The organism is Arthrobacter mangrovi (assembly GCF_026011795.1).
Classification (GTDB): domain Bacteria; phylum Actinomycetota; class Actinomycetes; order Actinomycetales; family Micrococcaceae; genus Crystallibacter; species Crystallibacter mangrovi.
Genome location: NZ_BRVS01000004.1, coordinates 29144 through 52007 on the forward strand (window position 1 = coordinate 29144; position 22864 = coordinate 52007).

Annotated in this window: 26 protein-coding genes; 13 read left to right on the forward strand and 13 right to left on the reverse strand. The window is 69.0% G+C overall.

Annotated features, from left to right (window positions below):
• Positions 1-6: 6 nt before the first annotated feature.
• Positions 7-264: a metal-sensitive transcriptional regulator gene (locus tag AHIS1636_RS04245; RefSeq protein ID WP_264794572.1), complete on the reverse strand. Its 258-nt coding sequence runs from the start codon at positions 262-264 to the stop codon at positions 7-9.
• A gap of 84 nt (positions 265-348) precedes the next feature.
• Between AHIS1636_RS04245 and AHIS1636_RS04250 the strand changes: the two genes are divergently transcribed.
• The 3 genes from AHIS1636_RS04250 (at position 349) to AHIS1636_RS04260 (ending at position 2306) form a co-directional block, all read left to right on the forward strand.
• Entirely contained in the window at positions 349-972 is a 624-nt protein-coding gene (locus AHIS1636_RS04250; RefSeq protein WP_264794573.1) for a rhodanese-like domain-containing protein, read from the forward strand.
• Between the two features lie 104 nt (positions 973-1076).
• Positions 1077-1373 (forward strand): rhodanese-like domain-containing protein, encoded by a 297-nt coding sequence (locus tag AHIS1636_RS04255; RefSeq protein ID WP_264794574.1) that lies wholly within the window; start codon positions 1077-1079, stop codon positions 1371-1373.
• A 42-nt stretch (positions 1374-1415) separates the two neighbouring features.
• Positions 1416-2306: a sulfite exporter TauE/SafE family protein gene (locus tag AHIS1636_RS04260; protein WP_264794575.1), complete on the forward strand. Its 891-nt coding sequence runs from the start codon at positions 1416-1418 to the stop codon at positions 2304-2306.
• A 22-nt stretch (positions 2307-2328) separates the two neighbouring features.
• Here the strand turns inward: AHIS1636_RS04260 and AHIS1636_RS04265 are convergent, their stop codons facing one another.
• Positions 2329-2733, reverse strand: coding sequence for a DUF2695 domain-containing protein (locus tag AHIS1636_RS04265; protein ID WP_264794576.1), 405 nt, complete (start codon positions 2731-2733; stop codon positions 2329-2331).
• A 212-nt stretch (positions 2734-2945) separates the two neighbouring features.
• Positions 2946-4175: a dual-specificity RNA methyltransferase RlmN gene (gene rlmN / locus AHIS1636_RS04270; RefSeq protein ID WP_264794577.1), complete on the reverse strand. Its 1230-nt coding sequence runs from the start codon at positions 4173-4175 to the stop codon at positions 2946-2948.
• Positions 4176-4230: 55 nt separating this feature from the next.
• Here rlmN and AHIS1636_RS04275 point away from each other — a divergent pair, with 55 nt between their 5' ends.
• Complete coding sequence (locus AHIS1636_RS04275; RefSeq protein ID WP_264794578.1) at positions 4231-4677, forward strand: pyrimidine dimer DNA glycosylase/endonuclease V; 447 nt, start codon at positions 4231-4233, stop codon at positions 4675-4677.
• A 46-nt stretch (positions 4678-4723) separates the two neighbouring features.
• Here AHIS1636_RS04275 and AHIS1636_RS04280 read toward each other — a convergent pair whose 3' ends face one another.
• The 6 genes from AHIS1636_RS04280 to AHIS1636_RS04305 form a co-directional block, all read right to left on the reverse strand.
• Positions 4724-5926, reverse strand: coding sequence for an aminotransferase class I/II-fold pyridoxal phosphate-dependent enzyme (locus tag AHIS1636_RS04280; protein WP_264794579.1), 1203 nt, complete (start codon positions 5924-5926; stop codon positions 4724-4726).
• A 125-nt stretch (positions 5927-6051) separates the two neighbouring features.
• Positions 6052-6888: a DNA/RNA non-specific endonuclease gene (locus AHIS1636_RS04285; protein WP_264794580.1), complete on the reverse strand. Its 837-nt coding sequence runs from the start codon at positions 6886-6888 to the stop codon at positions 6052-6054.
• 101 nt (positions 6889-6989) lie between these two features.
• On the reverse strand, positions 6990-7193 hold the full coding sequence (locus tag AHIS1636_RS04290) for a hypothetical protein (RefSeq protein WP_264794581.1): 204 nt from the start codon (positions 7191-7193) through the stop codon (positions 6990-6992).
• A 130-nt stretch (positions 7194-7323) separates the two neighbouring features.
• Positions 7324-8199: a carbohydrate ABC transporter permease gene (locus AHIS1636_RS04295; RefSeq protein WP_264794582.1), complete on the reverse strand. Its 876-nt coding sequence runs from the start codon at positions 8197-8199 to the stop codon at positions 7324-7326.
• Positions 8200-8203: 4 nt separating this feature from the next.
• On the reverse strand, positions 8204-9139 hold the full coding sequence (locus tag AHIS1636_RS04300) for a carbohydrate ABC transporter permease (protein ID WP_264794583.1): 936 nt from the start codon (positions 9137-9139) through the stop codon (positions 8204-8206).
• Entirely contained in the window at positions 9139-10527 is a 1389-nt protein-coding gene (locus tag AHIS1636_RS04305) for an ABC transporter substrate-binding protein (protein ID WP_264794584.1), read from the reverse strand. The genes AHIS1636_RS04300 and AHIS1636_RS04305 overlap by 1 nt, the downstream gene beginning before the upstream one ends.
• A gap of 118 nt (positions 10528-10645) precedes the next feature.
• Here AHIS1636_RS04305 and AHIS1636_RS04310 point away from each other — a divergent pair, with 118 nt between their 5' ends.
• Both AHIS1636_RS04310 and xylB read left to right on the forward strand, forming a co-directional pair.
• Entirely contained in the window at positions 10646-11608 is a 963-nt protein-coding gene (locus tag AHIS1636_RS04310) for a sugar-binding transcriptional regulator (RefSeq protein WP_264794585.1), read from the forward strand.
• Positions 11605-13008 (forward strand): xylulokinase, encoded by a 1404-nt coding sequence (gene xylB, locus AHIS1636_RS04315; protein ID WP_264794586.1) that lies wholly within the window; start codon positions 11605-11607, stop codon positions 13006-13008. The genes AHIS1636_RS04310 and xylB overlap by 4 nt, the downstream gene beginning before the upstream one ends.
• Here xylB and AHIS1636_RS04320 read toward each other — a convergent pair.
• Positions 13005-14483 (reverse strand): mannitol dehydrogenase family protein, encoded by a 1479-nt coding sequence (locus AHIS1636_RS04320; protein ID WP_264794587.1) that lies wholly within the window; start codon positions 14481-14483, stop codon positions 13005-13007. The two genes, xylB and AHIS1636_RS04320, sit on opposite strands and share 4 nt — an antisense overlap.
• Positions 14484-14663: 180 nt before the next feature.
• Between AHIS1636_RS04320 and AHIS1636_RS04325 the strand changes: the two genes are divergently transcribed.
• Positions 14664-15086 carry a VOC family protein gene (locus tag AHIS1636_RS04325; RefSeq protein ID WP_264794588.1) on the forward strand — a complete coding sequence of 141 codons (423 nt, stop codon included), beginning with the start codon at positions 14664-14666 and terminating at the stop codon, positions 15084-15086.
• Between the two features lie 36 nt (positions 15087-15122).
• On the opposite strand, the gene AHIS1636_RS04330 is transcribed toward AHIS1636_RS04325, so the two are convergent.
• Positions 15123-15332: a hypothetical protein gene (locus tag AHIS1636_RS04330; protein WP_264794589.1), complete on the reverse strand. Its 210-nt coding sequence runs from the start codon at positions 15330-15332 to the stop codon at positions 15123-15125.
• 130 nt (positions 15333-15462) lie between these two features.
• Between AHIS1636_RS04330 and AHIS1636_RS04335 the strand changes: the two genes are divergently transcribed.
• A complete protein-coding gene (locus tag AHIS1636_RS04335; protein WP_264794590.1) occupies positions 15463-15897 on the forward strand; it encodes an arsenate reductase ArsC in 435 nt (144 codons plus the stop codon).
• 19 nt (positions 15898-15916) lie between these two features.
• Complete coding sequence (gene trxB, locus AHIS1636_RS04340) at positions 15917-16894, forward strand: thioredoxin-disulfide reductase (RefSeq protein ID WP_264794591.1); 978 nt, start codon at positions 15917-15919, stop codon at positions 16892-16894.
• Positions 16895-16984: 90 nt separating this feature from the next.
• On the opposite strand, the gene AHIS1636_RS04345 is transcribed toward trxB, so the two are convergent.
• A complete protein-coding gene (locus AHIS1636_RS04345; protein WP_264794592.1) occupies positions 16985-17524 on the reverse strand; it encodes a TetR/AcrR family transcriptional regulator in 540 nt (179 codons plus the stop codon).
• An 87-nt stretch (positions 17525-17611) separates the two neighbouring features.
• Between AHIS1636_RS04345 and AHIS1636_RS04350 the strand changes: the two genes are divergently transcribed.
• The 4 genes from AHIS1636_RS04350 to AHIS1636_RS04365 all read left to right on the forward strand — a co-directional run bounded on the left by AHIS1636_RS04350 (position 17612) and on the right by AHIS1636_RS04365 (position 22315).
• Entirely contained in the window at positions 17612-19114 is a 1503-nt protein-coding gene (locus tag AHIS1636_RS04350) for an MFS transporter (RefSeq protein ID WP_264794593.1), read from the forward strand.
• 92 nt (positions 19115-19206) lie between these two features.
• Complete coding sequence (locus tag AHIS1636_RS04355) at positions 19207-19581, forward strand: metal-sensitive transcriptional regulator (RefSeq protein ID WP_264794594.1); 375 nt, start codon at positions 19207-19209, stop codon at positions 19579-19581.
• Positions 19582-19608: 27 nt separating this feature from the next.
• The gene (locus tag AHIS1636_RS04360) at positions 19609-19836 is read left to right on the forward strand and encodes a heavy-metal-associated domain-containing protein (protein WP_264794595.1); all 228 of its coding nucleotides are present in this window, start codon (positions 19609-19611) and stop codon (positions 19834-19836) included.
• 82 nt (positions 19837-19918) lie between these two features.
• Complete coding sequence (locus tag AHIS1636_RS04365) at positions 19919-22315, forward strand: heavy metal translocating P-type ATPase (protein ID WP_264794596.1); 2397 nt, start codon at positions 19919-19921, stop codon at positions 22313-22315.
• A 95-nt stretch (positions 22316-22410) separates the two neighbouring features.
• On the opposite strand, the gene AHIS1636_RS04370 is transcribed toward AHIS1636_RS04365, so the two are convergent.
• Positions 22411-22680, reverse strand: coding sequence for a DUF2277 domain-containing protein (locus AHIS1636_RS04370; RefSeq protein WP_264794597.1), 270 nt, complete (start codon positions 22678-22680; stop codon positions 22411-22413).
• Between the last annotated feature and the right edge of the window lie 184 nt (positions 22681-22864).

A 22864-nucleotide genomic window follows, 5' to 3' on the forward strand; every position in this document is an offset into this window, starting at 1 on the left:
GCCGTGTCAGGCCAGCGAGAGGAAGAGTTTCTCGAGGTCTTTCTTGTCGATGGAGTTGTCCTGCTTGGCCAGGCACTGTTCCAGGCCGGTCGAAATGATCACAAACCCGGCGCGGTCCAGGGCCTTGGACACGGCGGCCAGCTGGGTGACCACATCCTTGCAGTCCCGGCCTTCCTCCAGCATCCGCGTCACCGCGGCAAGCTGTCCCTGCGCACGCTTGAGCCGGTTGATGACCGGCGTGAGCTCGGTGGCATCGAGTTGCATGATCTTCTCCTCACAATGAAAGCCTTCCCCAATTGTATACCCCCCAGGGTGTCTTGCATACCCCCTGGGGTATGTGGCAGACTTATGGGGACACACCCGCCTAACCGGAAAGGAACCCCTTTGGCTTCCGAGACTTCTACCGTGACCGCACTCGATGCGCAGATCCTCCGCGAGTGGATGGACAGGCACGAAGACCTGATCGTGATCGACGTCCGCTCCGCCGCAGAATTCGAAGCGCAGCACATCCGCGGCTCCTACAATGTGCCGCTGCCGCTGCTCTCCGAGCACACCGACGAACTCGCCGCACGCCTCGGCAAGCGCGTGGTCCTGGTCTGCCAGTCCGGCGTCCGCGCCGAGCAGGCCCGCCAGCGCCTGGGCACCGCGGGCATCGACACCGCCCTGGTCCTGACCGGCGGCGTACCGGGCTTCGCCTCGGCCGGAGGCGAGGTCGTCCGCGGCGCCCAGCGCTGGGACCTCGAGCGCCAGGTCCGAATGGCAGCCGGCACCCTCGTCGTCGGCGGCCTGCTGGCCGGCAAGTTCGTCTCCCCCAAGCTGCGCCTGCTCGCCGGCGCCATCGGCACCGGCCTGACCTTCTCCGCCGCAACCAACACCTGCGCCATGGGCAACATGCTCTCCAAGATGCCCTGGAACAAGACCGCCGCCGAACCCACCGCCGAGAGCGCGATCCGGCAGCTGCCCGCCGCCTAGCGCACCTCCCCAAGCCGGTTCCCGCCCGGGTACAGACCACCCCCCAGGGTCTCCCCCGCCCGGGCGGGAACCACCCCCGCCAGCCCTCATCCAAGGAGCACACCATGGCCGAGACCACCATCCAGGACACCAACGACCGCCGCACCCGCGACCAGATCCTCGACGTCCGCGAAGACTTCGAAGTCGCCGAGGGCATGATCCCCGAAGCCGTGCACATCCCGATGGGCGACCTCAACCGCCGGCTGAACGAACTGGACCGCAGCCGCCCGATCATCGTGGTCTGCCGCAGCGGCAACCGCAGCGCCCGGGTCGCCGACGCGCTCAACACCGCCGGCTACACCGCCGACACCATGACCGGCGGCATGACCGCCTGGCAGCGCGCCGGCCTCCCCACCCGCTGACCCGCCGGGCCGACCGCCCCCTCCACGCAAAGGACCGACCCCATGAGCCTCGCCCTCACGGCCACCCTGCTGCTCTCCGTCGTCATCGGACTCTCCCTCGGCCTGCTCGGCGGCGGAGGCTCCATCCTCACCGTCCCCATCCTCACCTACGTCGCCGGACTCGATCCCAAGGAAGCGATCGCCGCGTCGCTGTTCGTCGTCGGCGCGACCTCCGCCGTCAGCGCCATCGCCCACGCCCGCAACGGCCGCGTCAAATGGCGCACCGGCCTCATCTTCGGCGCCGCCGGCATGGCCGGAGCCTTCCTCGGCGGCCTGCTCGGCGGACACATCCCCGGCACCATCCTGATGATCGCCTTCGCCCTCATGATGGTGGCAACCTCCATCGCCATGATCCGCGGCCGCAAAAACAAGGCCCAGGGCACCGCCACCCACAACAACGAACTACCCGTCCTCAAGGTCATCCTCGAAGGCCTCGTCGTCGGCCTCGTCACCGGTCTCGTCGGCGCCGGCGGCGGATTCCTCGTGGTCCCGGCCCTCGCCCTCCTCGGCGGACTCGCGATGCCCGTCGCCGTCGGAACCTCCCTCGTGGTCATCGCACTGAAATCCTTCGCCGGACTCGGCGGCTACCTCACCAGCGTCAGCCTCGACTGGAGCCTCGTCGCCGCCGTCACCGCGGCAGCCATCGTCGGCTCCGTGCTCGGCTCCCGCCTCGCCGGCCGGATCCCCGAAACCGCGCTCCGCAAAGGCTTCGGCATCTTCGTCCTCGTGATGGGCGTCTTCGTCCTCGTCCAGGAACTCCCCGCACCGGCCAACACCATCCTCGCCGTCGCCGCCGCCATCCTGGCAACAGCCGCCCTCGCCTGCCGCTACGCCATCCCCGCCTGCCCGCTGCGACGGTCCCCTGCCCAACCTGCCGAGGCTGCAGCCCGCTAGCTGCCACCCATACTTTGGCCGCTCACCACCAGCGATAAATCCGTCCGCCGGGCGGGCGCCAGCGCGGCCGCCAGAGCCGGCACGGCTGCGTGGAGCCAGGGCGCACCTGCTGGCACGGTGGTAGCGGATCCGGTTGGTGCTCCTCGCAGTACCCGCGGGGGTCCCACAGATCCGCGTTGGGCTCGTAGCCGTTGGCGAAGATTTCACAATCGCAGTAGCCGCCTTTGGCCGCCAGCCTGTCTTCCAGCGCCGTGGCCCGAGGTGCCGCCACGTCCCGGTAGCGCCTGGCCCAGACCAGGCCGTTGCAGCCGAACTCCAGCATCCGGTACGTGTAGCAGAGCAGGCATTCGCCCGGCTTGGGCAGCGTCAGTTCGTCGGACAGCTGCCGCAGCTGGTCCCCAATGTCCGGGACGGGTTGTTGGTCCATGGAAGTCACCCTTTCGTTGAGGAAGAGGCTTCCATCGGCCGCCCCCGCAGCGGCAGTGTTTGACTCCCAGCTGTGGACAAGGGCGGCCGCGGCTTCGCTCTGGAGGAGAAGTGAGCCAGCGAGGCTCCGTCCGCAGGCGCAACGCCGAATAGCAAACGGCGGCTTAGGTCCTAAAACCTAAGCCGCCGTCGTCGTTGTGTTGGCTGGAAAGGCTATTCCGCCGCGGCGAGCTGGCCGCAGGCGCCGTCGATCTCCTTGCCGCGGGTGTCGCGCAGCGTCGTCGGAATGCCGGCATCGTTGAGCCGGTCGACGAACTCCCGGGTGACGTCCGCTTCCGAGCTGGTCCAGATGGAGCCCGGGGTCGGGTTCAGCGGGATCGGGTTCACGTGCACCCAGCCCCGACCGCGCTTGTTCAGCTTCTTGGCCAGCAGGTCGGCGCGCCAGGCGTGGTCGTTCATGTCCTTGATCAGCGCGTACTCGATGGAAACGCGGCGGCCGGTGCGCTGGTAGTAGCCGTAGGCCGCATCGAGCGCCTCATCGACCTTCCAGCGGGAGTTGACCGGGATCAGCTCGTCGCGCAGCTCATCGTCCGGCGCGTGCAGGCTCAGCGCGAACGTGAACGGCAGGTTCTCGTCCGCCAGCTTGTTGATCGCCGGAACCAGGCCGACCGTGGACACCGTGATGCCGCGGGCGCTCATGCCCAGCCCCTCCGGTGCCTCGTCCACCATGCGGTGCACGGCGTTCATGACGCGCTTGTAATTGGCCAGCGGCTCGCCCATGCCCATGAAGACGATGTTGGTGACGCGCTCCGCATCGGTGCCTGCGCCCGCGTCCTTGTTCCGGCGCTTGCCGCCGAGCCCGCCTTCGGCGATCACGCGGTTGGCCTGCACGATCTGGTCCAGGATCTCCGCCGTCGACATGTTGCGGGTCAGCCCGGCCTGGCCGGTGGCGCAGAACGGGCAGTTCATGCCGCAGCCGCACTGGCTGGAGACGCACAGCGTGATCCGACCCGGGTAGCGCATCAGCACGGACTCCACGAGCGAACCGTCGAAGAGCCGCCACAGGAACTTGATGGTGTCGCCCTTGTCCGTGGTCAGCCGCTTGACCTCGGTCAGCAGCTTCGGGAAGAACGCCTCGGCCAGCTCGGCGCGGCGCTCCTTGGGCAGGTCGCTCATCCGCTCCGGGTCGGTGGTGTAGTGCTGGAAGTAGTGCGTGGAAAGCTGCTTCGCGCGGAAGGCGGGCAGCCCCAGCTCCTTCATCTTCTCCTGCCGCTCGGCCAGCGTCAGGTCGGCCAGGTGGACCGGCGGCTGCTTGACCCGCGGGGACTTGAACTGCAGCAGCGGCCGTCCCTCGGCGGTGACGGCCTGGTTCCAACCCTCGGTCGCGGGGCGCACCTGTGGCCGGTCTGGAATGACTTGGGGGGAAGTTTTCTGCGAAGACATTGGCACTATTGTCTCACACGGACTACAGTTCTCCCTTTCGCCTAGAGTATCCAGCATGCGCTTGTGGAGCCTGCACCCCCGGTACCTGGACCAGAAAGGGCTGGTTGCGTGCTGGCGCGAGAGCCTGTTGGCGCAGAAAGTGCTGGCCGGGGCCACCAAGGGCTACCGCAACCATCCGCAGCTGGTCCGCTTCCGCGCCGCCGCAGACCCGGAAGCGGCCATCGGCGCCTACCTGGTCGGCCTGGCCGTAGAGGCCGAAGGCCGCGGCTACCGCTTCAACACCGCGCTGGTGCTCTCAGCCGAGCCCGCGTCGGCCGCCCCCATCCTGGTCACCGAGGGGCAGCTGAACTTCGAACGGCAGCATCTGCTGGCGAAACTCGCCACCCGCGACCCCGACCGACGGCACCAGCTCTCGCCCGCGATGGCCGGAAGCGTCCCGGATGCGCACCCGCTGTTCCGGGTCATCGGCGGGCCGGTCGAGGACTGGGAACGGGCGGTCTGAGGCCCGGCGGTTTGAGGCCCGGCGGCGGCTGCCCGAACCGCCACGCTCAGCGGCGGCGTTCCTGGAAGCGGACAATCCGCTCCACGGCCTCGGCCACGGCGTCCTTGCCCGCGGCAAAGGACAGCCGCACCGAACGGCGGCCGTTGGCGGCGTCGAAGTCGGAACCCGGCACCAGCGCCACACCCTCGTCCTGGAGCAGCGCGCGGCAGTATTCCGCGGAATCGGCGAAGCCCGCCAGCTGGCGGCCCAGGTCCGCGTAGAGGTAGAACGCACCGTCCGCCGGGGCGGCCGTCCCCCACTCCAGCCGGCCCAGGTTGTCCAGCAGCACCTGCCGGATCCCGGCGAACTCCGCCACCGCGGCGTCCGCCTCGGCGTAGGAGGCGGGGCTGAAGGCCTCCACGGCGGCCAGCTGCGCGGGGGTGGGCGGACAGAGCGCCACGTTGCCGGCGAGCGCGTCCATGGCTGGCGCCAGGTCGCGCGGCATCAGCGCCCAGCCCAGCCGCCAGCCCGTCATCCCCCAGTACTTCGAGAAGGAGGAAACAACGACGCCGGTCCGGTCCAGTTCCCACGCGCACACGCCTTTAACGTCGGGTGCCTGCGGGTCGGTGTAGGTGATGCCGTGGTAGATCTCGTCACTGACCAGCCGCACGCCGTTGGCGCGGCACCAGTCGGTCAGTGCGGCGAGCTCGGCGCGGGAGACCATGGTGCCCGTCGGGTTCGCGGGCGAGGCCAGGACCAGTCCGGACAGCTCGCCGTGCGCCTTCGCCGCCGCGTCCAGCAGCTCCGGAGTCGGCTGGTACCGCTCGGCCGGGCCGCAGTCGAGCTCGACCACCTCGCAGCCGACCGCGGTCAGGATGTTGCGGTAGGCGGGATAACCCGGGCGGGCGAGGGCCACCCTGTCGCCGGGGTTGAACGCCGCGAGGAACGCGAGCATGAAGGCGCCCGATGAACCCGTGGTGACGGCGACGTCGTCGTCAGTAATCTCCAGCCCGTACCAGCGGCGGTAGTGCCCCGCGATCGCCTCCCGGAGTTCCCGGACGCCAAGCGCGCTCGTGTAGGTCAGCGGCAGCGCCAGGCGGTGGATCTCCGCGGCCCTGGCCGACACCGCGCTCGGGGCGCCCGCGGACGGCTCTCCCGCGCACAGCGAGATGACGTCCCGTCCCGCGGCGCGCATGTCGGCCACGCGCTGCAGGATGTTCATGACTTCGAAGTGCGGCACCCGGGCGCGGTCGGCGACCTTGAGGCTCACGTGGCGGCTCCTTGCGGACGTAGGGCTGGGCTGGAGCCACCAGCTTCGCACATCCGCAGCAGGCCCGGGCAGCCGTCGGCCAGCGGCATGGCCAGCGGAGTGCTCCGGGGCGGCTGAGCCCCCGCTCAGCTTTCGGGGGGCAGCAGCACGATCTGCTCGAAGCTGACCAGCAGCTGCCAGCGCGGTTCGCCGGCACGGGCGGTGGGGGCCGGCACGAAGCGGTCCACCGCAACCAGCTGCTCCAGACCCAGACCCGTCAGGTCCTGGACGTCCGCGACCGGCACCTGGAAGGTCCGGTAGGGGCCCAGCGGAGGGGTGGCGCCCGCCGCGGCGCGCAGGGCGGTGAGCCGCTCCTCCTCCAGTTCGCCCAGCAGCGGCGACTGGTCGAGGATGTAGGCCGTGCTGGCCAGGCCGTCGGCCCCCTGCCACGCGACGACCTTCCAGAACAGCAGCGGGATGGCGAAGCCCCGGTACGGCGGGTCCTTCGGGTCGAGGACGGGTCCGGTGAACACGCTCAGCCGGGCGTCGTACTGGTCCGCGTGGTTGAGCACGTAGTCCTCCAGCCCGTGCCAGAGCAGCTTGGACTGGTTGAAGGTGTCCACCTGCGGGGCGGCGTTGGTGTAGAAGAAGGTCTCGATGTTGGCCTTCGCCGCGTCGGCCGGCGGTCCCCACACCGGATCCCGCCGGCGCACCAGGTGCCCGCGGTCCAGGTTGTTGTTGCGGTAGAGCTCCTCCCCGGCCTGCAGCGCGGAGGCGACCCGCGGATCCAGCCGCCACGTGTCCTCGCGGCCCACGTCACGCAGCTGGCCGCCGTCGATATTGGCCGCCGTCAGCTCGGCGAACCGGCGGGAGGTATTGAGGAGAATGGTGAAGTGCGTGTAGTCCAGCACCTTGGCCGCGGTGGCCGCGCGGGGCAGCTCAACGGCGGTCTGCAGGAAATCAGCGTCGTAGCCCAAAGTCATGCTTCACACTACCTGTCGGCGGTTGAACAGCCGCCTGCCCTTCCGCCAAACAGCAGTTGAAATCCGCGACAACCGCCAAGGAACCGGCCCCTGCGGACCGGTCAGTCGACAAACTCGGATTGCGTTTCGATGAAGTCCCAGTCCTGCCGGGACAGCGACTGCTCCTTCAGGTCCGGGCCGCCGGCGTCGTAGACATCCAGGGCAGCGTCGGGATCGATTTCCTCGGCCCCGTGGTTCGCGCGGAACCACTGTTTGGTCGCCGTGTGCAGCTCCGGCCACCACTGTTCAATGCTCTTCTCGGCCATGATGGGCACCTTCCGTGGTCGTCTTGGTTCAACCGTAGGCGCGGCCCACCATCCCTTCAAGGGTGCGGCGGGATCCGGGCACGGTTAGGCTTCCTCCGTGCCGTCTGCCTCTGCCGTCCGTGCCGCCCGCCTACTTGACGGCGCCCATGGACAGGCCGCGCACCAGCTGCTTCTGCGCGACCCAGCCGGCCAGCACCACAGGCAGGGATGCCAGCACCGATGCCGCGGAGAGCTTGGCCAGGAACAGCCCCTCGCTGGTCATCTGCGAGACAAGGAACACCGGAACCGTGGCGGCCTTGGCCGCGGTCAGGTTCAGGGCGAAGAAGAACTCGTTCCACGCGAAGATGACGCAGATCAGCGCGGTGGCGGCGAGGCCGGGGGCAACCATCGGCATCAGCACCGAGCGCAGGGTCTTGAGCAGCCCGGCGCCGTCCATCTGGGCGGCCTCGAGCACCTCGGCCGGAACCTCCTGGAAGAAGGAACGCATCATCCAGACGGCGATCGGCAGGTTCATCGCCGTGTAGAGGATGACGAGGGTCCAGATATTGTCCAGCATGTTGAGCTGCCCGGCGATGACGTAGATCGGCATGATGACCGCGACGACGGGCAGCATCTTGGTGGAGATGAAGAAGAACAGCACGTCCTGGGTCTTCTTCACCGGCCGGATGCTCAGTGCGTAGGACGCCGGCACGGCGAGGATGATCACCAGGACCGTGGAGACGCCGGTGGCGATCACCGAGTTCAGGAAGTACGGTCCGGCGCCCGCGCCGAGGACCGCACGGTACTGGTCCAGCGTCGGCTCGAAGAAGAACGTGGGCGGGCTCGATGCGGCCGCCGACTCCTGCTTGAAGGAAGTCAGGACCATCCAGATCACGGGCGAGAAGAAGCCAAGGGCGAGGATCCAGGTCAGGACGGTGAGCAGGGACGAGGGCTTGCCGCCCCCTTTCCGGCGCCCTTGGGGCGCTTCGGCCGGCCTGGCGGGCGCCGGTGCGGTATCGATAGCCACGTCTTCAGTCCTTTACGTCGAAGCTGCGGAAAATCAGGCGCAGCGCGAAGGTCGCGATGATGATGGTGGCGATCACGACGACGACGCCCATGGCAGCTGCCTGCCCGATGTCGAAGCCGAGGAACGCGCGCTGGTAGATGTAGAAGGGCAGGTTGGCGCTTGCCGTACCGGGGCCGCCTGCGGTCATGATGTAGATCTGGTCGAAGGTGTTGACCACGTAGATCGCGCCAAGCAGGATGCCCAGCTCGATGTACCGGCGCAGCTGCGGCAGGGTGATCGAGGTGAACGTGCGCCACCAGCCGGCGCCGTCCATCTGCGCTGCCTCCAGGACATCGCGCGGCTGGGCCTGCAGCCCGGCCAGGACCAGCAGCATCATGAACGGGGTCCACTGCCAGACCAGCGCCATCAGGACCGAAAGCACCGGGTAGGACGAGGTCCAGTCGACGGCGGGGATGCCGAACAGGCTGAGGATCCAGTTCACCAGGCCGTAGCTCGGGTTGAGCATGGAGACCGACCAGAGGACGGCACTCGCCACCGGCATGATCAGGAAGGGCGTGATCAGCAGCGTCCGGACGAGGCCGCGTCCGCGGAATTCGCGGTCCAGCAGGAGCGCGAAGATGATGCCGAGGACCATCGCGGCGAAGACGCAGCCCACCGTGTAGATGACGCTGTTCAGCGCCGCCTGGCGGAAGGTGGAGTCCGCGAAGATGTCCACGTAGTTCTGCAGGCCGACAAACTCCGTGCCGTCCGGACGGAGCAGGTTCCAGTTGAGCAGCGAGTACCAGAGCGTGAACACGAACGGAAGCTGCGTCACGATGATCGTGAAGATCAGTGCGGGCAGCAGCGGTCCGCGCCGGCGCCAGCCCTCGGCCCTCTCCTTTCCGCGGTCCGCCCGCCGTGCCCGCTCCCGGCGGTTGTGGGAATCAACCAGGGTTGCCATCAGCGTCCTCCTGCCTGGTAGCTGTCCGCCACGGTGCGGGCGTACCGTTGTGCCTGGTCGAGGGCCTCGTCCACGGACTTCTGTCCGGCGATGGCCGCCGAGATCTGCTGGGCGACCCGCGTGCCCAGATCCTGGAACTCAGGAATGCCGACGAACTGCAGTCCGGTGTAGGGAACCGGAAGGACCATCGAGGTCTCCTGCGACGCGCCGGCCATGGCGCTCAGGGTGGGCTTGGCGTAGGCCTCGGACACCTCTGCGTACCCGGGGAGCTGGTAGGTGGAGAGCCTGCTGCCCGGAGGCACCCGTTCCCAGCCGACCTTCTCGCCGACCAGCTTCATGTAATCGGGGCTGGTCATCCAGGAGATGAAGTCCCAGGCCGCGTCCTTGTGCTGGCTCGTTTGGGGGATCGCCAGCGACCAGCTGTACAGCCAGCCGGCGTCCTCGGTCTCCTTGACCGGGGCCGGGGCGTACTTGGTCTTGCCGACCACCAGCGAGGACTTCGGATCCTCGACGCTCGAGACCATGGCGGTGGCGTCGTACCACATCGCCGCGTTGCCCTGCGCATAACGCGTCAGGCAGTCGCCGTAGCCGCTGGTGGCCGCGCCGGGCTGGCCGTGGCTGCGGACCAGGTCGACATAGTCCGTGACCGCCGCCTTCACCTCGGGCGTATCGAGGGTGGCGTTCCAGTCCTCGTCGAACCACCGGCCGCCGTAGGTGTTGATCATCGTGTCGAGCGGCGCCATGACCTCGCCCCAGCCGGCCAGGCCGCGCAGGCAGACCCCGGACATTCCCTTTTCGGGGTCGTTCAGTTCCTTCGCGAACCGGCGGATGTCGTCCCACGTCGGCTTCTCCGGCATCGTCAGCCCGGCCTGCTCGAAGAGATCGGACCGGTAGGCCAGGAAGGACGACTCCCCGTAGAACGGCACGGAGTAGAGGTCTCCCTCGTAGCTGAGGGCCTCGCGGATCGTGGGGATGAAGTCATCGGGGTTGTAGCCCTCGGTCTTGTCTGCATAGTCCTGCAGGTTGGTGAGCCACCCGTTGGCGGCCCACATCGGCGTCTCGTAGTTGGAGATCATCACGACGTCGAACTCTCCGCCGCCGGTGGCGACCGAGGCGGTGATCTTGGCCCGGGCCTCGTTTTCCGGAAGCGAGACGAAACGGACGTCCACGTCCGGGTACTTGCCGGTGAAATCGTCCTTCAGGGAGATCGCGTCCTGCATCTGCGGGTTCGAGACGATCGCGACGACGATTTCTTCCTTGCCTTCCGCGGACGAATCTCCGCCGCAGCCGGTCAGGACGAGGAGGAAGACGCTAAGCGCCGAAAGGAGGCCGGTCCTGCGGCGCTGCCGTCGACTGGCCCGGCGGGCCGGCTTGAATGGGAATTTCACGTGGCCACCTTTGCTCATCTGAGAACCCGTCCGCGCTCATTTGGTATGTGACTCTAGTCATATATACTCATTTGAGCAAGAGGGGTTGCTCAAGCGTGAGACTGGAGGTCCTAGCCCGTTGGCCAAGCCATCCGATGATGAAACGCTGGCTCTGATCGGCCGGGATTATTACCTCGGGAACATGTCCAAGGTGGAAATTGCCACGAACTACGGGATCTCGCGGTTCCAGGTGGCCCGCATGCTCGAAGAGGCCCGGACCAAGGGCATCGTCCGGATCGAGGTCGTCTTCCCCAACAGCCACACAGCCGCGGACCCGCGCCGGCTCAGGGAAGCGCTGGGGGTCGAAGCAGTCATCGTGACTCCGACCGGCGCCGATGACGCCCGGACGCGGGACCGCATGGCCCAGGCGGCCGCGAAGGAACTCGCGAAGCGCACCCGTCCCGGTTTCACCGTCGGCATCGCATGGTCGCGCACCCTCGACCTGGCGGCCCGGCACATCGACACGTTGCCGCCGTGCGACCTGGTCCAGCTCGCCGGGGCCCTTCCCGTTCCCGGCAGCGGCAACTCGATGGAGCTCCTCCGCGTGCTCGGCCACGCCACCTCCGGCCGCACCTGGCCTATCTGGGCCCCGCTCGTCGTCGAGAACACCGCGACCGCCGAAAGCCTGAAGCGGCAGCCGGAAATCTCGCAGGCGCTCACCAAGGCGGACACCCTCGACCTCGCCGTCGTCGCGCTGGGCAGTTGGAAGCCCGGCGCCTCGACCGTGTGGGACCGTGTGGACAACGCCACGAGGCTGGTTTGCACGAACGCGGGCGCCGTGGCGGAGTGCTCCGGCCGCCTGCTCGACGCGGACGGCAACCCCGTCCTGACGGACCTGGACGACCGGGTCATCGCCGTGACGATCGAGCAGCTGCGGCACACCCCCCACGTCATCGTCGTGGCCCAAGGCGCGGACCGGGCTGAAGCGGTCCGGGCCGCGGCACGGGCCGGCATCATCGGGACGCTGATCGTCGACGAGGAGCTGGCCGAGGTTTTGGAAGAGCAGGAATCCTACGAGCATAGGCAGGCACCGGCTACATGAGCATCGCGATCGGCATCGACTCCTCCACCCAATCCTGCAAGGTCCTCGCCGTCGACATCGAGACGGGCGCCATCCGCTCCTCGGGGTCCGCGCCGCACCCCGACGGGACGTCGGTGGACCCGGCCCACTGGGACCGGGCGCTGGCCGAGGCCTGGAACGACGCCGGCATCCGCGGTTCCGCGGACGTCGCGGGGGTGAGCGTTGCGGCCCAGCAGCACGGCATGGTGGCGCTCGACGCCGGGAACCGCCCGGTCCATGACGCCCTGCTGTGGAACGACACGCGCAGCGCGGAAGCGGCCCAAGACATGGTGGCCGAGCTCGGCGCCGAAGCGTGGGCCGCGGCCGTCAACGTGGTGCCGGTGGCCTCGTTCACCCTCACCAAGCTGGCCTGGCTGGCCCGGAACCGGCCCGAACTCGCGGCCAAGGTGGAGCGGGTGGTCCTGCCGCACGACTACCTGAACTACCGCCTCACCGGCAGCTTCTTCACCGACCGCAGCGACGCCTCCGGCACCGCCTACTACTCCGCCGCGGAGGAGGCCTACCGGCCCGACCTGCTCCGCAAGTACTTCGGCAGGCTGCCCGAACTGCCGCCCGTGCTCGCCCCCCAGGAGTCAGGCGGCACGCTCCTTCCGGACTGGGACGCCGGCGGCGTGCCGGTCGGCGCCGGCGCGGGCGACAACGCGGGCGCGGCACTGGGCCTGGGCATCAGCCCCGGGGACGTGGTGGTCTCCGTCGGCACGTCGGGAACCGTGTTCACCTCCGCGCGCGAACCGGTGAACGATCCCAGCGGCGCGGTCGCCGGTTTCGCGGATGCCACCGGCGCCTACCTGCCGCTGCTGGCGATGATCAACTCGGCACGGGTCATGGCTGCCACGGCCGCCATGCTCGGCGTGGACCTGCCGGAACTGGACCGGCTCGCGCTCTCCGCCGCTCCGGACGCCGCCGGCCTGACGCTGCTGCCCTACCTTGACGGCGAGCGCACGCCCAACCTGCCCTATGCCAACGGCAGCCTGGTCGGCCTGACTCGCAGCAATATGACGCCGGAGAACCTGGCCCGGGCGGCGGTGCTGGCCGTGCTCAATTCGCTGGCGGACGCCCAGGAACTGCTGCGCGTCCGGGGCATTCCGGTGGAGAAAGTGCTGCTGATCGGCGGCGGATCCAAGTCGCGGGCGTTGCGCCAGGCCGCCGCGGACGTCTTCGGCGTGCCGGTCGAGGTCCCCGCGGCGGCGGAATACGTCGCCCTGGGCGCGGCGCGGCAGGCGGCGTGGGCCGCCACCGGCTCGCTGCCCGAGTGGAAGCCGGCGCTCGACGCGGCCTACGAGCCGGAGCCGGGGGCCAACTGGGGCGCCGAGGTGCGCCAGCGCTTCATCGCGGCCCGCACCTCGCTCTACGGCGTTTAGCTCCCGGCCACCAGTTCTTCGACGGTGGCGCGGGCGCCGCGCTGGTGCAGGGCATCCAGTGCCCTGGTGTAGGCCTCGACGAACCGCTCGTTGTCGACGAGGTCGCCGAACACCTCCCGCTGGGCGATGAAGGCCAGCTTGTCCTCGCGGTTCCGGGCTGCGGCGGCCATCAGCGAGTCCTTCAACCGGTCGACGACGGCGATTTGCTCGCCTTGCTCGTCGACCCCTTCCGCGTACCGCGCCCATGAGGCGATGATCGCCGCGGAACGGTGGATCTCGCCGTCGTTCTTCAGGTTCTCCCGGATCACCGGCACCAGCCACTTGGGAATGCGGTCCGAGCTCTCCGCGCAGAGCCGGGCCAGCGTATCCCGGACATACTCGTTGGAGAAGCGCGCGATCAGCTTGTGTTTGTAGGCGTCCAGGTCGATCCCGGGCACGGGCCGCAGGGTCGGGGTGGCTTCCCGGTCCATGTAGTCGAGCAGGAACCGGGCGAAGGTCGGGTCCTGGCAGACCTCGTGCGCGTAGCGGTAGCCGGCCAGGTAGCCGAAGTAGCACTGGCCCTGGTGGCTGGCGTTGAGCAGGCGCAGCTTCATCAGCTCGTACGGTTCCACGTCCTCCACCAGCTGGACGCCGGCCTCGTCGAAGGGCGGCCGGCCCTGGGTGAAGTGGTCCTCCAGCGCCCACTGCTCGAAGTCCTCGCAGACCACCGGCCACGCATCCTCCACGCCGAATTCCTTGGCGATGGAGGCCCGGTCCTCGTCCGTGGTCACGGGGGTGATCCGGTCCACCATGGAGTTCGGGAAGGAGATGTTGGCGTCCATCCACTCCCCCAGCTCCGGATCCTTCAGGCGGGCGAAGGCGGTGAACATCCTGCGGGCCATGTCCCCGTTGCCCTGGATGTTGTCGCAGGACATGATCGTCAGCGGCGGCAGGCCCCGCTGGCGCCGCCGGGCCACGGCCTCGGTGACCAGCCCGAAGGTGGTCGACGGCACGGCCCCCGGCGCCAGGTCTGCGGCCACGGCGGGGGTGGAGGCGTCGAACTCGCCGGTGACGTGGTGGAAGTTGTAGCCGCCCTCGGTGATGGTCAGCGAGACGATCCTGGTTTGCTCCGAGGCCATCTTCTCGATCACCGCCTCCGGGTCCTCCGGCGCCAGCAGGTATTCGATGATCGAGCCGATCACGCGCGCCTCGCGGGTGCCGTCCGGATTCTTGACGACGAGGGTGTAGAGGCAGTCCTGGTCCTCCATGACCTTTTTCATCGCCGCGTCCGAGGGCATCACGCCCACCCCGCAGATCGCCCAGTCGAAGGCCTTGCCGGCGTTCATCAGGCGGTCCAGGTACATGGCCTGGTGCGCCCGGTGGAAGCCGCCGACGCCGAAATGCACGATTCCGGCCCTCAGCTTGCTGCGGTCGTAGGAAGGGACGGCCAGCCGGGAGGCCAGCTGCGGCAGGGTTACGGCGTTGAGCGCGGACATGCTACCACCTTGTGAGCCGGGTTACTTTCCGCACAATCTAGCATATGAGCCCGCGCTGTCGCTCAGATGAGCGCATCCCGTTCCGACACCGGCCCTGCGCCCCTTGGCAGGACCGCGGAGCAGTGCCAAGGTGAACACTGTCCGCAGTCATCCGCGCACCTGATTCCGTGAGGACCGCCCATGCCACGCATGATCTTCCCGAACCTGCCCGTCACCGACCTGGCCAAGTCCACCAGCTTCTACACGGGCCTGGGCTTCGAGCAGAACCCGCAGTACAGCAACGACGTTGCTTCCGCCATCGTCATCTCGGACAGCATCGTGGTGATGCTGCTGCAGCAGGACTTCTTCAAGGGCTTCCTGGCCGACGGCGACACTCCGCACCTGACCTCGGACGCCAAGGAGGTGCTCAACTGCCTCAGCTGCGAATCCCGCGAGGAGGTGGACAGCCTGGTGCAGAAGGCGCAGGACAGCGGCGGAACGGTCTACCACCCGGCCGAGGAAGGCACGCCCGGCATGTACGCCGCCTCGGTGGCGGATCCGGACGGCCACATCTGGGAGCTGCTCTACATGTCCTCCGAAGCCATGGGCGGCCAGGAAGGCTAAGCCCGCCGCCGCGCCTGGCGGCCTACCCGGCAGCGCCTACTTCGCGATGAGCTGCTCGTAGAGGCGGTGGACCCGGGCGTCGATCTCGTCGCGGACCAGGCGCATCCGTTCCATGCCGTGGATGTCGCGGAGGCTCGGCTCGCCGATCTCCCAGCGCTCGTAGCGGGTCCCGGAAACCTCATCCAGGCGGGCGTTCGTGCCGAGGATGACAACGACGTCGGCGGCGCGCTGGGCTTCCTCCGTCACCGCGGTGGGGGTGTCCGCGGCCTGGCGGCCGGATGCCGCGGACCCCCTTGATAGTAGCCGCCGTTCTTGCTGGACTGTTCTAGAGCGCACGCGGCTGCACCCTGCGACGCCGCAGAAAGAGGAAACCGCCATGACCGAGCCCAGCAGCCACACACCCACCGTCCTCTTTGTCTGCGACCACAACGCCGGCCGCTCGCAGATCGCCGCGGCCTACCTGAACCATCTCGGCCGCGGCGCCATCGTTGCCAAGTCGGCCGGTTCGCGGCCTTCCGCCCAGGTTCATCCCGCCGTCGTGGAGGCCATGGCCGAGGACGGGCTCGACATTTCCGCGGAAACACCCAAGGAGCTCACCGACGAGGCGCTCCAGGACGCCAACATGGTCATCACGCTGGCCGGCAGCGAGGCCGTGCGCGTTATCCCGGGCCGCAAGTACGAGGACTGGCAGCTTGGGCATCCCGAGAACGATTCGCTGGCGCACGTCAGGCCGCTGCGCGACGACATCAAGGCCCGCATCCAGGAGCTGCTCTCCGAACTGCTTCCGGCCGTCCACCCAGACGCCAACTGAGACCTGCAAGGACCCCGCCATGGACACTGACAAGCTCATCATCATTGGATCCGGCCCGGCGGGCTACACCGCCGCCGTCTACGCGGCGCGGGCCGGGCTCGCGCCGCGGGTGATCGCCGGCGCAGTCACGGCCGGCGGCGCGCTGATGAACACCACCGAGGTGGAGAACTTCCCCGGTTTCCCGGACGGCATCCAAGGACCGGAACTGATGGAGCAGATGCGCGCCCAGGCGGAAAAATTCGGTGCCGTCATCGAGTACGACGACGTTTCCACCGTCTCGCTCAAGGGGCACCTCAAGGAGGTTTCCACCATGGGCGGGAACACCTACACCGCACCGGCCGTCATCCTTGCCACCGGTTCGGCGTACAAGGAACTGGGGCTGCCGGAGGAGAAGATGCTCTCCGGCCACGGCGTGTCCTGGTGCGCCACCTGCGACGGGTTCTTCTTCCGCGACCAGGACATCATCGTCGTCGGCGGCGGTGATTCCGCGATGGAGGAGGCGCTCTTCCTGACCCGCTTCGGCAAGAGCGTCACCGTCGTGGTCCGCCGCGACACCCTCCGGGCGTCGAAGATCATGGCCATGCGGGCCCGCGACAACGAGAAGATCCGCTTCGCCTACAACAGCGCCGTCACCGCCATCCACGGCGACACCAAGGTCACCGGCGTGACCCTGACGGACACCGTCAGCGGCGCCACCCGGGAGCTGCCCGCCACGGGCCTATTCGTCGCGATCGGCCACCTGCCGCGCACCGAGCTGGTCAAGGGCCAGGTCGACCTGGACGACGAGGGGTACATCAAGGTGGACGCCCCCACCACGTGCACCAACCTGGACGGTGTCTTCGCCTGCGGCGACGCCGTGGACCACCGCTACCGCCAGGCCATCACCGCCGCCGGCACGGGGTGCTCCGCCGCGTTGGACGCCGAGCGCTACCTCGCAGCGCTGGACGACGCGGACAGCATTGCCACCGCCCTCGTCGAAAGCGAAACCCACGCCTGACGGCCGGCCCGGGCCGGGCAGCAGCCCCTTCCGTGTGCACCGGGACCAGGCCGGCGCGGGTGCGGGAATGCCGGATGAGGCCGGCTCCGGTCAGTTGCGCGCCACGAGCGCGTCGACCTGCTCGAGCAGTGCTTCCATTTCGTCCTCGGTGACGTCGGCCGGCTGGGCGTTGCCGGAGAAGAACGTGGCGCTGTAGTACAGCCCGTCGCCCATCAGTTTGACGGCCTGCGCAAGGGGCCGGCTGCCGAGGGCTTCCTCAAGCGCCGCCAGCCACAGGTCCTGCGTCCGCGAGAACGCCTTGGCCGCGGCGGGATGCCCCTGCTGCACCAGCCGGGCGACCGCCACGATGGCCCGGTCCAGGGGCGAGTCCACATAGTGCGAGGTCCGCACGTAGTAGCGCGCCGCCCCCTCCGGCGCGGCCCCGATCTTCATCGCGTCGTCCTCGGTCAGCGCCTCGAGCCGTTGGCACAGCCCTTCCACCATCGCCTCCTTGGACGGGAAGTGGTAGAGCAGTCCGCCCTTGGAGACTCCTGCTGCGGCGGCCACCGCATCCATGGTGGCAGCCCGCTCTCCCTCTTTGATGAGGATGTCTTCAAAGCTGTCGAGGATCCGGTCTTTCGCGCTGGCCATGCACCCATCCTACGGGTCACCGAATTGTACCTAAACCGTCCGGACGGTACAGTATTGCCGTTCCCATTCGTACCCAGGAGGTGCAGCATGCTCACGATCACCCAACGCGCCGGCCGCAAGGAGTGGACCGCATTGGCGGTGCTCATGCTGCCCGTCCTGTTGGTCGCCGTCGACAACACGGTCCTGAGCTTTGCCCTGCCGGCAATCTCGCTGGACTTCAACACGAGCGGCACCACGCTGCTCTGGATCATCGATATCTACCCGCTGGTCCTGGCCGGACTGCTCGTCGCCATGGGCAGCCTGGGCGACCGCTTCGGCCGTCGGCGGATGCTGATGATCGGCGCGGCGGGGTTCGCGGCTTTGTCGGCGGTCGCCGCCTTCTCCCCCAGTGCCGAGCTCCTCGTCGCGGCGCGCGCGGGACTGGGCATCTTCGGTTCCATGCTGATGCCGGCCACACTCTCGCTGATCCGCAACATCTTCGACGACCGCGGCCAGCGCCGGCTGGCCATCGCGATCTGGGCGGCCGGCTTCTCCGCCGGCGCCGCCCTGGGTCCGCTGCTGGGCGGCTTCCTGCTGGAACACTTCCACTGGGGCTCGGTCTTCCTGCTCGCCGTGCCCGTCCTGGTGCTCATGCTCGCCCTGACCCCGGCGTTCGTGCCCGAGTCCCGCGATCCATCGCCGGGCGGCGTGGACGTGGTCAGCATCGTGCTGTCGATCGCCACCATGCTGCCGGTCGTTTACGCCATCAAGAACCTGGCCAACGACGGCGGCTTGCCGGCCACGGCGGCGAGCGCCGCCGTCGGGCTGGCCGCCGGCTGGCTGTTCACGCGGCGCCAGCTCTCCCGCACGAACCCGATGCTGGACGTGCGCCTCTTCGCGGTGCGGCCGTTCACCGGCGCGGTGCTGGTCAACCTGCTGGCCATCTTCTCGCTGGTGGGCTTCCTCTACTTTGTCTCGCAGCACCTGCAGCTGGTGCTCGGGCTCGGCCCCCTGGAAGCGGGGCTGGTGCTGCTGCCCGGCCTCGCGGTCACGATTGCGGCAGGCCTGCTCGCCGTCCCGCTGGTCCGGCGCATCCAGCCGCACCTGGTGGTGTCCGGCGCCTTGCTGCTCTCGGCCGCGGCCTACTGGATGGTCGCCTCCTCGGAGGATGGCTTGGCCGGCTGGCTGATGCTGGCCTTCGTCGTGCTGGGGGCGGGTGTGGGCGCCTCCGAGACCCTGTCCAACGACCTGATCCTCTCCAGCGTGCCGGCGGCCAAGTCCGGCGCCGCCTCGGCGGTCTCCGAGACGGCATACGAGGTCGGCTCCGTCTTCGGAACGGCGCTGCTGGGCAGCATCCTGGTGGCCTCGTACCGCGACAACGTCGAACTGCCGCCGGGCCTGGACCCGGGGCAGGCCGCGGCCGCCGGCGAAACACTGGGCGGCGCGATCAACACGGCGGCGGGCCTCCCGGCGCGGAGCTCGGATGCACTGCTGGACTCGGCCTTCCGCGCCTTCGACAGCGGCGTCTCGATTACCGCGGGCATCGCCGCCGTGCTGATGGTGGCCGCGGCCTGGCTGGCTTTCCGGACCCTCCGGGGCGTCCAGGCCTGAGCCGGATCGCCCTCCGCTGAACCTGCCTGCGCCCGTTGCCACATACCCCAAGGGGGTATAAACTGTGCGGGCAGGACACGGAAGGAGCAGCCATGAACCCGGAACCGGCCGCCGTCGACGCCGAAACGGAAGCCCTCGCACCCGCGGAGGCGTCCGCCGTCGACCCCCACGTCGGCCATGCCTACACGACGGACAAGGCGGCGTACCAGCGCCGGCTGAAGCGGATCGAGGGCCAGGTGCGCGGCATCGCGCGGATGGTCGATGAGGATAAGTACTGCATCGACATCCTGACGCAGGTGGCCGCCGTCAACAAGGCGCTGCACGCCGTGAGCATCGGGCTGCTCGAAGACCACATCTCGCACTGCGTGGTTGGCGCCGCCAAGGAAGCCGAGGCCTCCGCGGACCCCGCGATCGTGCAGGACAAGGTCAAGGAAGCCACGGACGCCATCGGCCGCCTGCTCCGCTGAACCGCCCATTTCCCCAAGGAGAGCACCATGAGCACCATTACCAAAGTCAGCATCGACGGCATGACCTGCGGCCACTGCGTCGCGGCCGTCACCGAGGAACTCACCGCGATCGAGGGCGTCCAGGACGTGGCGATCGAGCTGAACAAGGGCGGGATTTCCACCGCCACCGTCCAGTCCGCGGGCCAGCTGGATCCGGAGCAGGTCGGCGAGGCCGTGGCCGAGGCCGGCTACCTCGTGGTCGCGGACGAGGCGTAGCGAAGCACCGCAGCTTCAGGCGCGGCGCGGCACCGGCGGTGCCGCGCCGTCATCAGACTTGGCAGGAGGGAACGGGGCAGCGATGACCCATGACATGGACATATCGGTGGCAGGCGGGGCGGTACCGCCGCGCCTGGTCGAACTCGAGATCGAGGGCATGACCTGTGCCTCCTGCGTGAACCGGGTGGAACGCAAGCTCGGCAAGATCGAGGGCGTGCACGCGAGCGTCAACCTGCCGCTGGAATCGGCGCAGGTGACGGTGCCCGCGGGCGTCACCGACCAGCAACTGGTCGAGACCGTGAACGCCACGGGCTACCGGGCACGCGTCAAGGCAGTACCGGGTCGCCGGGTGCCCGCAGCGCCCGGGCCGGATGCGCGCGGACAGGAAGGCGCGGCCGCGCCCGAAGACCGGGACGGTGCCGTAGGCGCTGCAGACGCCGCCGTCGCCACCGACCGGGCAGAGCACGCCGGACACGAAGACCACATGGCCCACGGCGGCACTGCACGGCAGCTCCGCCCGCGGCTCCGGGTCGCGGCGCTGCTGACCGTGCCCATCGTCATCATCTCCATGGTCCCCGGCGCGCAGTTCCCGCACTGGGGCTGGGTGGCCCTGGCGCTCTCCGTCCCCGTGGTGTTCTGGGCCGCCTGGCCGTTCCACCGCGCCGCCGCGGTCAATGCCCGCCACCTTGCCTCCACGATGGACACCTTGGTTTCCATCGGCGTGCTGGCTGCGTTCCTCTTCTCGACGTGGCAGCTGGCCATGGATCCGATGATGACGGCGCAGGTGCACTCCGGCATGGCGGAGGGAGCGCTGTACTTCGAGACCGCCGCCGTCATCGTCACGTTCCTCCTGCTGGGCCGCTATCTGGAGGCGAACGCGAAGCAGAAGGCCGGCGACGCGCTGAAGGCGCTGCTCAGCCTGGGCGCCAAGGAAGCCACCGTGCTGCGCGACGGCGCGGAGGTCCAGGTCGCCGCCGAGCAGCTGGTGCCGGGCGACCTGATCGTGGTCCGGCCGGGCGAGAAGATCGCGACGGACGGCTACGTGGTGGAGGGGCGCTCCGCCGTCGACACGTCGCTGATCACCGGCGAATCCGTTCCGGTCGATGTGGAGCCGGACGACGCCGTCACGGGCGCGACCATCAACACCTCCGGCCGGCTGCTGGTGCGGGCGACCCGCGTCGGCTCGGACACCACGCTGGCACAGATGGGGCGGCTGGTGAGCCAGGCGCAGGCCGGCAAGGCGCCGATCGCCCGGCTGGCGGACCGGATCAGCTCGGTGTTCGTGCCGATCGTGCTGGTCATCGCGGCGCTCACGTTCGTGCTGTGGATGGTCTTCACGGGCGATCTGCAGTCCGCCTTTACGGCAGCCGTCACGGTCCTGGTCATCGCCTGCCCGTGCGCGCTGGGGCTGGCCACGCCGACGGCGCTGCTGACCGGCACCGGCCGGGCGTCGCAGCTGGGCATCCTGATCAAAGGCCCGCAAATCCTCGAGGACACCCGGCACGTGGACACCATCCTGCTGGACAAGACCGGCACGGTCACCACCGGCAAGCAGGCGGTCAGTTCCGTGGCGGCGCTGAACGGATATGCCGAGGCGGACGTGCTGCGGTTCGGTGCCGCGGTCGAGGCGGGCTCGGAGCATCCGATCGCCCGCGCGGTGGTCGCCGCGGCACAGGAACGCGGAGGGGCGCTGCCGGCGCTCTCCGATTTCCACAGCGCGGCCGGCGGCGGCGTGCGCGGCACCGTGTCCGCGAACGACGGCGGCAGTCCGGACGGCGGCAGCGTCACCGTGGTGGCGGGGCGGGGCTCGTGGCTCGAGGAGAACGGCATCGCCGCGGACGAGGAACAGCTGGCGGCCTTCCGGGCGCAGCAGGAAGCGGGCGCGACGGCCATCTGGGTTGCCGTGGACGGTGCGGTGGCCGGCATCCTCAGCCTGAAGGACACCGTCAAGCCGGGCTCGGCCGCCGCCGTCGCGCGGCTCAAGGAGCTCGGTTTGCGGCCGGTCCTGCTGACCGGCGACAACGCCGCAGTGGCCGCTCAGGTAGCCGCCGCCGTCGGTATTGCCCCCGAAGATGTGCAGGCCGATGTCCTGCCCGAAGGCAAAGTCGCCGCGGTGAAGCAGCTGCAGGCCGGCGGCCGCACGGTGGCGATGGTGGGCGACGGCGTGAACGACGCGGCGGCGCTGGCACAGGCGGATCTCGGGATCGCCATGGGCGCAGGCACGGATGTGGCCATCGAGGCCGCCGACATCACCGTGATGGGCAGCGAGCTCGGCCAGGTGGTGCAGTCCATCGAGCTCAGCCGCCGGACGCTGTCCACGATCAAGGGCAACCTGTTCTGGGCCTTCGCCTACAACACGCTCGGAATCCCCGTGGCGGCGCTTGGCCTGCTCAACCCGATGATCGCCGGGGCCGCGATGGCCGCCAGCTCGGTCCTGGTGGTGGCCAACTCGCTGCGGCTGCGCCGGTTCGCCCGCTAGCCGCCCCTCACGGGGCAGCGTACCTTTCCACCGGCAGCGCCTTTTCACGGGTAGCGTCGACTCTCCCGGGCCTCGGCAATCCGGCGGGAGTCCGGCTAGGTGCCGTAGCGGACGGCCGCGCGTGCTTTGGCCTTTGCCGCCTCGTCATCCCGGTTCTTGGGCGGCGCCGTCGTGACGAGCGAGTCGAGCAGATGCGCCGTGATGTGCGCGATCTCGTGGACGGCCTCGTTGAAGGCTTGCTCGTTCGCCTTGGAGGGCTTGTTGCTGCCGCTGACCTTGCGCACATACTGCAGGGCTGCGGCCTCAATCTCGGCGTTCGTGGCGGCAGGCTCGAAGTTGTGGAGCTGGCGGATGTTGCGGCACATATTGCCTCCTCGACGGGAACGGGCTCAGGCTGGCTCCTTCCAGTCTGCCCCGCCCGGTCGCCGCACGCTACCGTCCCCGGGGAGCAATTCCGGCACCATCCCCCAGCCGGGCCCGTGCCGCGCACACGAAAACGGAGCCCGGCTGATTAAGCCGGGCCCCGCCGTCGTTAGGGGAAAGCCGGGC